Origin of the sequence: Aquipuribacter hungaricus, assembly GCF_037860755.1 — a bacterium.
Classification (GTDB): domain Bacteria; phylum Actinomycetota; class Actinomycetes; order Actinomycetales; family JBBAYJ01; genus Aquipuribacter; species Aquipuribacter hungaricus.
On the sequence record NZ_JBBEOI010000161.1, the window covers coordinates 1 to 8,659 of the forward strand.

At 72.8% G+C, this 8,659-nt stretch carries 7 protein-coding genes; 3 read left to right on the forward strand and 4 right to left on the reverse strand.

Translation table 11 applies throughout. The features are described from left to right. Window positions 1-355 precede the first annotated feature (355 nt). Complete coding sequence (locus tag WCS02_RS14575; RefSeq protein ID WP_340294470.1) at window positions 356-703, forward strand: histone-like nucleoid-structuring protein Lsr2; 348 nt, start codon at window positions 356-358, stop codon at window positions 701-703. A 98-nt stretch (window positions 704-801) separates the two neighbouring features. Here WCS02_RS14575 and WCS02_RS14580 read toward each other — a convergent pair whose 3' ends face one another. After that, window positions 802-1,929, reverse strand: coding sequence for a TerC family protein (locus tag WCS02_RS14580; RefSeq protein WP_340294472.1), 1,128 nt, complete (start codon window positions 1,927-1,929; stop codon window positions 802-804). Window positions 1,930-2,382: 453 nt separating this feature from the next. Here WCS02_RS14580 and WCS02_RS14585 point away from each other — a divergent pair, with 453 nt between their 5' ends. Both WCS02_RS14585 and WCS02_RS14590 read left to right on the forward strand, forming a co-directional pair. Continuing rightward, window positions 2,383-4,959, forward strand: a complete 2,577-nt coding sequence (locus WCS02_RS14585) for an ATP-dependent Clp protease ATP-binding subunit (protein ID WP_340294474.1) — start codon at window positions 2,383-2,385, stop codon at window positions 4,957-4,959. Continuing rightward, window positions 4,956-5,537 carry an amino-acid N-acetyltransferase gene (locus WCS02_RS14590; RefSeq protein ID WP_340294478.1) on the forward strand — a complete coding sequence of 194 codons (582 nt, stop codon included), beginning with the start codon at window positions 4,956-4,958 and terminating at the stop codon, window positions 5,535-5,537. Before WCS02_RS14585 ends, WCS02_RS14590 begins: the two co-directional genes overlap by 4 nt. 27 nt (window positions 5,538-5,564) lie before the next feature. Here WCS02_RS14590 and WCS02_RS14595 read toward each other — a convergent pair whose 3' ends face one another. The 3 genes from WCS02_RS14595 to WCS02_RS14605 form a co-directional block, all read right to left on the reverse strand. Beyond that, window positions 5,565-6,830 carry an ABC transporter permease gene (locus tag WCS02_RS14595; protein ID WP_340294480.1) on the reverse strand — a complete coding sequence of 422 codons (1,266 nt, stop codon included), beginning with the start codon at window positions 6,828-6,830 and terminating at the stop codon, window positions 5,565-5,567. Further along, complete coding sequence (locus WCS02_RS14600) at window positions 6,830-7,810, reverse strand: ABC transporter ATP-binding protein (RefSeq protein WP_340294476.1); 981 nt, start codon at window positions 7,808-7,810, stop codon at window positions 6,830-6,832. The genes WCS02_RS14595 and WCS02_RS14600 overlap by 1 nt, the downstream gene beginning before the upstream one ends. Beyond that, window positions 7,800-8,659 (reverse strand): efflux RND transporter periplasmic adaptor subunit (locus WCS02_RS14605; protein WP_422665426.1); only part of this gene is annotated, 860 nt, incomplete at its 5' end. The genes WCS02_RS14600 and WCS02_RS14605, both read right to left, overlap by 11 nt.

Genomic DNA, 8,659 nt, shown 5'->3' on the forward strand with positions numbered 1-8,659 from the left:
AGGAGGACGCCGCCGACCGCGCCGCCCGGGCCGGCCCCGGGCCTGCCGCCGACCGCGCCGCCGCCGACCAGGCGCGCCCGCAGGAATAGCGCCCGGCCGCCGAGGAAACGCTCCCACGATTGTCGTGGGGCCCGGCGCGGGTCTTTCGCAGAATCTTTCCCGTGCCGCACGAGTGATAAAGCCGGGGCGAGTTGTCGCGCCCGCGCGCCGTACGGCATGATCAATTCCGCGGGAACGCGGCGGACAATTCCGCCGGGTCGTCCGCCGAACCGCCGCACCACTCCGGAGGTCGTGCCGGGACCCCGCGGCACGCCCTTCCCTGCCGGACATCCCCTGCGAAATCGGAGAAACACCCATGGCACAACAGGTCAACGTCGTCCTCGTGGACGACCTGGACGGCACGCCCGCCGAGGAGACCGTCACGTTCGGTCTGGACGGCATCACCTACGAGATCGACCTGCACGCGGAGAACGCCTCGCGCCTGCGCGACTCCCTGGCCGAGTGGGTCGGCCACGGCCGCCGCGTCGGCGGGGCCCGTCCCCGCAAGGCCGGCGCCGCCAAGCCCGCGGCCCGTCGCTCCGCCTCGGGCACCGACACCACGGCGATCCGCGAGTGGGCCCGGTCCAACGGCCACCAGGTCTCCGAGCGGGGCCGCATCAAGGCCGAGGTCATCGAGGCCTACAACGCCGCGAACGAGGGCTGAGCGGGCGCCGGGCAGCACCGCCGCCCGGCGCCGCCACCACGCACGGGCGCCCCGTCACGAGCAGGTGACGGGGCGCCCGTGCGTGCGGGGGGCGTGCGTCAGGAGCGCTCGTCCACGGTCTCGCGGTCCTCGTCGGTGGCACCGCGGTCGTCGACACCGCGGTCGGTGGCGCCGCGCACCTGTGCCGGCGGGAGCAAGTCGGGGTCGACCTCGGGACGGCGCCCGGCCAGCAGCGAGGTGACCGTGACGGTCACCAGCGCCCCGACGATGACGACCAGGCTGAGCAGGGTCGGGATCTCGGGCAGCCAGGTCCAGATGCCGTGACCCCAGTGCAGCAGGAGCTTGACGCCGATGAAGGCGAGGATGAACGACAGGCCGTAGGACAGGTGCACGAGCTTGGACAGGGCGCCCTCGAGCAGGAAGTACAGGGCGCGCAGGCCGAGCAGCGCGAACGCGTTCGTGGCGAACACCAGGTACGGGTCGCCGGTGATGCCGTACACGGCGGGCACGGAGTCCACGGCGAAGACGACGTCGGTGAACAGCAGGACGATGACGACCAGGGCGAACGGGGTGAGGTACCGGGTGCCGTCGCGCCGCACGGAGAACTTCGTGCCGGCGTAGTCGTCGCTCACCGGCGTCAGCCGCCGCACCAGGCGCACGACCTTGAGCTCGGAGACGTGGATCTCCTTCTTCTCGCCCTTGAGCTCCTCGCGCAGCAGGTGCACGGCGGTGGCGATGAGGATGGCGCCGAAGACGAGGAACGCGAAGTCCAGCCGGGCGATGGCCACCGCGCCGACGGCGATGAACACCGCGCGGAGCACGAGCGCGCCGGCGATGCCCCACAGCAGGGCCCGCTGCTGCAGCTGCCGGGGGACGGCGAAGGCACCCATGATGAGGATGAAGACGAAGAGGTTGTCGACGCTCAGCGACTTCTCGACGATGTAGCCGGTGTAGTACTCGACCCCGGTCTGGGTGCCGTGCTGGGTGAGCACGTAGACGCCGAACAGCAGGGGCAGCGCGACGTAGAACGCCGACCAGCCGGCGGCCTCCTTGAGGGAGACGTCGTGGGGCCTGCGGGTGAGCAGGAAGTCGAAGACGAACAGGCCGACGACGGCGGCGACGGTGAGCCCCCACAGCCAGGGGGTGCCGATCGACTCCAGCGTCCCGGTGCCGGCCTGGGGGGCCGTGGACGCGGGCAGCGCCAGCGCATGGACGGACGACAGCATCAGGGGAGGTCCTCTCAGGGTTCACGGCAGGGCCGTGCACGGTGAGGTCTCCGTCGCCGCCGGGCTGCTGCCCGCTGGCTCGACCCGGGGTCGCCGTGCGACCGTGCTGACCGGGACCGGTTCTGAGGACGTACTCCCCTCGGGGTCGAGGGTACGGGCTGGCGGCCCGTCCGTCACCCGGGGCTGCGCCGGACGGGGGAGCGCAGGGCCCCGGTTCGCCCTCGGCATACACGCCGCGACGACCGGAACACGCTCAGGTCGTGCGGGCGTTCTGCCGACGAAGGACCGGACCGGACCCTGACCCAGGGGGCGAGCGCTGCGCCCAGCGCGAACGCGAGCCCCGCGAGCAGGTCCTCGGCCGGTGCCAGGCACACCGGACGTCTAGCATCGAGAGGGAACGAGGTCGTCGGGGAGCTGTCCCCGAGGACGCCGCCCGCTCGTGAGGAGCGACACATGTTCGAGAGATTCACCGACCGCGCCCGTCGTGTTGTCGTCCTGGCCCAGGAAGAGGCCCGGATGCTCAACCACAACTACATCGGGACCGAGCACATCCTGCTCGGCCTCATCCACGAGGGCGAGGGCGTCGCTGCCAAGGCCCTCGAGTCCCTGGGGATCTCCCTGGACGCCGTGCGCGAGCAGGTGCAGGAGATCATCGGCCAGGGCCAGCAGGCCCCGAGCGGTCACATCCCCTTCACCCCCCGGGCGAAGAAGGTCCTGGAGCTGAGCCTGCGCGAGGCGCTGCAGCTCGGCCACAACTACATCGGGACCGAGCACATCCTGCTCGGCCTCATCCGCGAGGGCGAGGGCGTCGCCGCCCAGGTCCTCGTCAAGCTCGGCGCCGACCTCAACCGGGTCCGCCAGCAGGTCATCCAGCTGCTGTCCGGCTACCAGGGCAAGGAGCCGGCCACCTCCGGCGGCCCCGCGGCGGAGAACACCCCGTCCGGCTCCCTGGTGCTCGACCAGTTCGGCCGCAACCTCACCCAGGCGGCCCGCGAGTCCAAGCTCGACCCGGTCATCGGGCGCGAGAAGGAGATCGAGCGGGTCATGCAGGTGCTGAGCCGCCGCACCAAGAACAACCCGGTGCTGATCGGCGAGCCCGGTGTCGGCAAGACCGCCGTCGTCGAGGGCCTGGCCCAGGCGATCATCCGCGGCGAGGTCCCCGAGACCCTCAAGGACAAGCAGCTCTACACGCTCGACCTCGGCGCCCTGGTCGCCGGGTCGCGCTACCGCGGCGACTTCGAGGAGCGCCTGAAGAAGGTCCTCAAGGAGATCCGCACCCGCGGCGACATCATCCTGTTCATCGACGAGATCCACACCCTCGTCGGGGCGGGTGCCGCCGAGGGCGCCATCGACGCCGCCAGCATCCTCAAGCCGATGCTGGCCCGCGGCGAGCTGCAGACCATCGGCGCGACCACGCTGGACGAGTACCGCAAGCACGTGGAGAAGGACCCGGCCCTCGAGCGGCGCTTCCAGCCGATCCAGGTCGCCGAGCCCTCCCTCGCGCACGCCATCGAGATCCTCAAGGGCCTGCGGGACCGCTACGAGGCGCACCACCGCGTCTCCATCACCGACGGCGCGCTGGTGTCCGCGGCCAACCTGGCCGACCGGTACATCAACGACCGGTTCCTGCCGGACAAGGCCATCGACCTCATCGACGAGGCGGGCGCGCGGCTGCGCATCCGCCGGATGACCGCACCGCCGGACCTGCGCGAGTTCGACGAGAAGATCGCCACCGTCCGTCGCGAGAAGGAGTCGGCCATCGACTCCCAGGACTTCGAGAAGGCCGCCTCGCTGCGGGACGACGAGAAGCGCCTGCTGGGCCAGAAGGCCGAGCGCGAGAAGCAGTGGAAGTCCGGCGACATGGACGTGGTCGCGGAGGTGGACGAGGAGCTGATCGCGGAGGTCCTCGCCATCGCCACGGGCATCCCGGTGTTCAAGCTCACCGAGGAGGAGTCCCAGCGGCTGCTCCACATGGAGGACGAGCTCCACCGTCGCGTCGTCGGCCAGGAGGCCGCCATCAAGGCGCTCTCCCAGGCGATCCGCCGCACCCGCGCCGGCCTCAAGGACCCCAAGCGTCCCGGTGGCTCGTTCATCTTCGCCGGGCCCACCGGCGTCGGGAAGACCGAGCTCGCCAAGTCGCTCGCGGAGTTCCTCTTCGGCGACGAGGACTCGCTCATCCAGCTCGACATGTCCGAGTTCTCCGAGAAGCACACGGTGTCGCGCCTCTTCGGCTCGCCCCCCGGCTACGTGGGGTACGAGGAGGGCGGCCAGCTCACCGAGAAGGTGCGCCGCAAGCCGTTCTCCGTGGTCCTCTTCGACGAGGTCGAGAAGGCCCACCCGGACATCTTCAACTCGCTGCTGCAGATCCTGGAGGACGGTCGCCTGACCGACAGCCAGGGCCGGGTCGTCGACTTCAAGAACACCGTGATCATCATGACGACGAACCTGGGCACCAGGGACATCGCCAAGGGGATCTCGCTCGGGTTCTCGGCCGGCAACGACACGTCCAGCAGCTACGAGCGGATGAAGAACAAGGTCAACGACGAGCTCAAGCAGCACTTCCGGCCGGAGTTCCTCAACCGCGTCGACGACACCATCGTGTTCCCCCAGCTCACGCCGGAGGAGATCGTCACGATCGTCGACCTCATGATCGCCAAGCTGGACAAGCGGCTCCGCGACAAGGACATGGCCATCGAGCTCACCCCGCGGGCCAAGAACCTGCTCGCGCGGCGCGGCTACGACCCGGTCCTGGGCGCCCGGCCGCTGCGCCGGACGATCCAGCGCGACATCGAGGACTCGCTGTCGGAGAAGATCCTGTTCTCCGAGCTCGTGGCGGGCCAGATGATCATCGTCGACGTGGAGGGCGAGGGCGACCTCGCGCAGTTCACGTTCGAGGGCACCGAGAAGCGGCTGCCCCCGGTGCCCGAGCCCGTCGGGGTGGCCGCCGAGGGCGGCGCGATCCTCGAGGGCGGCTCGGTGCTCGAGGGCACCGACGGCCCGGCCGACGCGACCGGTCTCGCGGCGAGCTGAGCGGCGCCACGCACCACGCCGGAGCCCGGCCGTCCCTCACGGGGGCGGTCGGGCTCCGTGCTGCACGTCCGGCGGACGTGCCGCGCATCGCCGAGCTCGTCCAGGCGTACGTCCTGGACCGGCGGCTGCTGGCCAAGGACCTCGTCACGCTCTACGAGGACGTCCAGGAGTTCGTCGTCGCCGAGGTGCTCGTGCCGGGCGACGGCGGCCCGGACGGGTCCACGGGCACCGTGCGCGTCGTCGGCTGCGGCGCGCTGCACGTCATGTGGGCCGACCTCGCCGAGGTCCGCACCGTCGCGGTCGACACCTCGCTGCGCGGCGGCGGCGTCGGGCGCGCCCTGGTCGGGGAGCTGTTGGACCGGGCGCGGCGGCTGGGTGTGTCCCGCGTGTTCTGCCTGACCTTCGAGAAGGGCTTCTTCGGCTCGTTCGGGTTCGAGGAGATCGAGGCCGCCCCGGTCCCGCCCGAGGTTTACGAGGAGCTGCTGCGCAGCCACGACGAGGGTGTCGCGGAGTTCCTCGACCTCGCGCGGGTCAAGCCCAACACCCTCGGCAACGCCCGGATGCTGCTCCAGCTGTAGGCCCAGCAGGGCTCGTCGCTCGCGCGCCTACTCGTGGCGGAGGGCCTGCACCGGCGGCATCGAGGCCGCCCGGTTGGCCGGGTACAGCCCGAAGAACAGCCCGGTGACCACCGCCGCGGACAGCGCCAGGACCACCGAGAACGGCGTGACGACCGGCGAGAACCCGCTGATGTCGACGAGCTGGGTCAGCGAGCCCAGCAGCGTCCCGGTCAGCCCGCCCAGGCCGGTGAGGATGACCGCCTCGAGCAGGAACTGCCCGATCAGGTGGCCCCGGCGTGCGCCGACCGCGGTGCGGATGCCGATCTCCCTCGTCCGCTCGGTGACGGTGACGAGCATGATGTTCATGACGCCGATGCCGGCCACGAGCAGGGCGATGCTGGCGACCGCCGCGGCCAGCACCTGGAACAGCAGGGTGATCGCCCGCACCGAGCGGAGCTCCGCGGTCCGGGTGTAGACGCCGAAGTCGGCCGGGTCGGTCGGGCCCAGCAGGTGCGCGCGGCGCAGGGTCTGCCGGACCTGGTCCGCGGCCGGCTCGACGCCGTCCTCGGTCGCCGCGAGCACGGCCACCTGCGAGTACCCGGCCTGCGGGCCGGTCAGCAGGTCCTCCATCGTCGTCTCCGGCAGCCACGAGCCCGCCTGTCCGGGGTACGGGTCGTCGGCGGTGCCCACGACGGTCAGCGGGATCCCCTGGAGCACGACCTCCGAGCCGGGGGACGCCCCGAGCCCCTCCGCCGCGGTGGTGCTCAGCACGACGACGCGGGCGCGGCCGGTGACGTCGCTCTCCGACAAGAACGGGCCCTCCACCAGGGTGACCGCGCCGACGTCGAGGAACGCGGCGGACGTCCCGGTGATCTCGGTGTCGACGTAGCCGCCGTCGGGCGTGGTGAGCTGCCCGTACGACTGCTGGAAGCCGGCCGCCGCCGCCACGTCCGGGGTGCCCTCGCCGTCCACGAGCAGGGCCACGTCGTCGCGCGACAGCGGCTGCGGCGCGGGCGGGGCGTAGGCGGTGGCCATCGGGTCGAACGCGTCGAAGGCGTCGAGCTCCCCGCCGGTGCCCTGGTCGAGGGCGGGCTCGGGGCCCATGAACGCGCCGTCGCCGCCCGGGTAGACGGTGATGAGCCGGGGGGAGCCCAGCCCCTCGAGCTCGCCGAGCGCCGCCTGCGAGGCGCCCGCGGCGACGGCCATGAGCGTGATGACGGCGAACACCCCGATGCCGATGCTCAGGACGGTCAGCAGCGAGCGGACCTTGTTCGCCAGGACGCCGCCGACCGCGAGGGCCAGCGTGTCGCGCATCACGGGGGGCCGCCCGGGCCGATACCCACGGTGCCCGGGGCCTCGTGGGGGACCCGGGCGTCCGGCTCGCCGGCTGCCGGGGCGACCAGGCGCCTGCGCGGGGCTGCCGTGGCGGGGTCCACCGGCTCCCACGCGGCCGGGCGGCGGGGGACCTGCGCCTCGTCGGAGACCACCCGCCCGTCGTGCATGACGACCGTCCTGCCGGCCCAGCCGGCGACGTCGTGCTCGTGGGTGATGACGACGACGGTGCGGCCCTCGTCGTGCAGCTCGGCGAGGACCCGCAGGACGTCGTGGGTGGACCGGGAGTCCAGGTTCCCGGTCGGCTCGTCGGCCAGCAGCAGCGCGGGCTCGCTGACGACGGCGCGGGCGACGGCCACGCGCTGCTGCTGCCCGCCCGACAGCTGGGTCGGCGTGTGGTCGGCCCGGTCGGACAGCCCGACCATGGCCAGCGCCTCGAGCGCCAGACGCCGCCGCTGCCGCCGGGGGACGCCGGCGTACATCAGGGGCAGCTCGACGTTGGTGACCGCCGAGGTGCGGGGGACCAGGTTGAAGCTCTGGAAGACGAAGCCGATCGTCCGGTTCCGCACCCTCGCCTGCGCGGCGCCGCGCAGCGTCGCGACGTCCGTGCCGTCGAGGACGTACCGGCCCGCGGTGGGGGTGTCGAGGCAGCCGAGGATGTTCATGAGCGTGCTCTTGCCGCTGCCGCTGCTGCCCATGACCGCGACGAACTCGCCCCGGTCGACCCGCAGGTCGACGTCGACGAGGGCGTCCACCTGGGTGCCGCCGGTGAGGAAGCTCCGGGTCAGGCCGGTGACCTCGATCGTGGGGACGCTGCCGGGGTCGCGGAGGTCGCCTGTTTCGCCGAGGCCCGCGAGGTCGCCGTCCCGGTCTCCGCGGATCCCGAGCTCTGCGCGGTCGCCGAGGTCCCCGCGCAGGCCCGGGGTCGCGTCCGGCTGCCCGCGCCGGCGCCTAGGGCGCACCGAGGAACTCCTCGCCGCCGCCGGCCATCGGGTCCGCGACCCGGACCACGTCGCCCTCCTCCAGGCCGTCGAGCACCTGCGAGTACCCGCCCTGCCGCAGCCCGAGTTCCACCTCGACGTCTTCGACCGTCTCGCCGTCGACCACCTGCACCGTGGTGGCGCCGTCGGACTGCTGGACCGCGGCGGTCGGGACCACGAGCGCGTCGGGGGCGTCGCCGGTGGTGATGCGCGCGGCGACGGACAGCCCGCCGCGGGCGCCCGCCGGCAGCTCGTCCACGGCGACGGTCACGGTGTACGTCTTCTGGGCCGGCAGCGGCTGGCCGGTGAAGGGGTCGACGCCCCCCTCGGCGCCGCCCTGCCCGGGCTCGCTCGCGAGCACGGTGAGGACCTGGCCCGTGCCGACGACGTCGGGGATGGCGCTGAACTTCAGCTCGGCGGGCATGCCGTCCTCGAGCAGGACGGCGTCGGTCTCGGGGACGGTGATCTCGGCGACGAGGGCCTGCGTGGCGGTGAGCGTGATGGTGCCCGCGGCGGGCGCCGAGCCGTCGCCCGCGCCGGTCGAGGCCGGGGTGACGGCGCCCTCGCCGACCGCCGTGCCGACGGTGACGTCGACCGCGGTGACGGTGGCCGCGACGGGTGCCACGACCGTGGTCCCGGTGAGCGAGGCGCGGGCGGTCTCGACGGCGAGCCGGGCCCGGTCGACCTCGACCTGCAGCTCCTCCGGCGAGGGCCCGGCTGCCGGGCCCTCCGGGGTGCCGCCCGCCTGCAGCACGCGCAGGGCCGCCTCGGCCTGGGCGAGGGCGCTGCGCGCGCCGTCGACGGTCTGGGCGTCGGAGGCCAGGCCGGTGC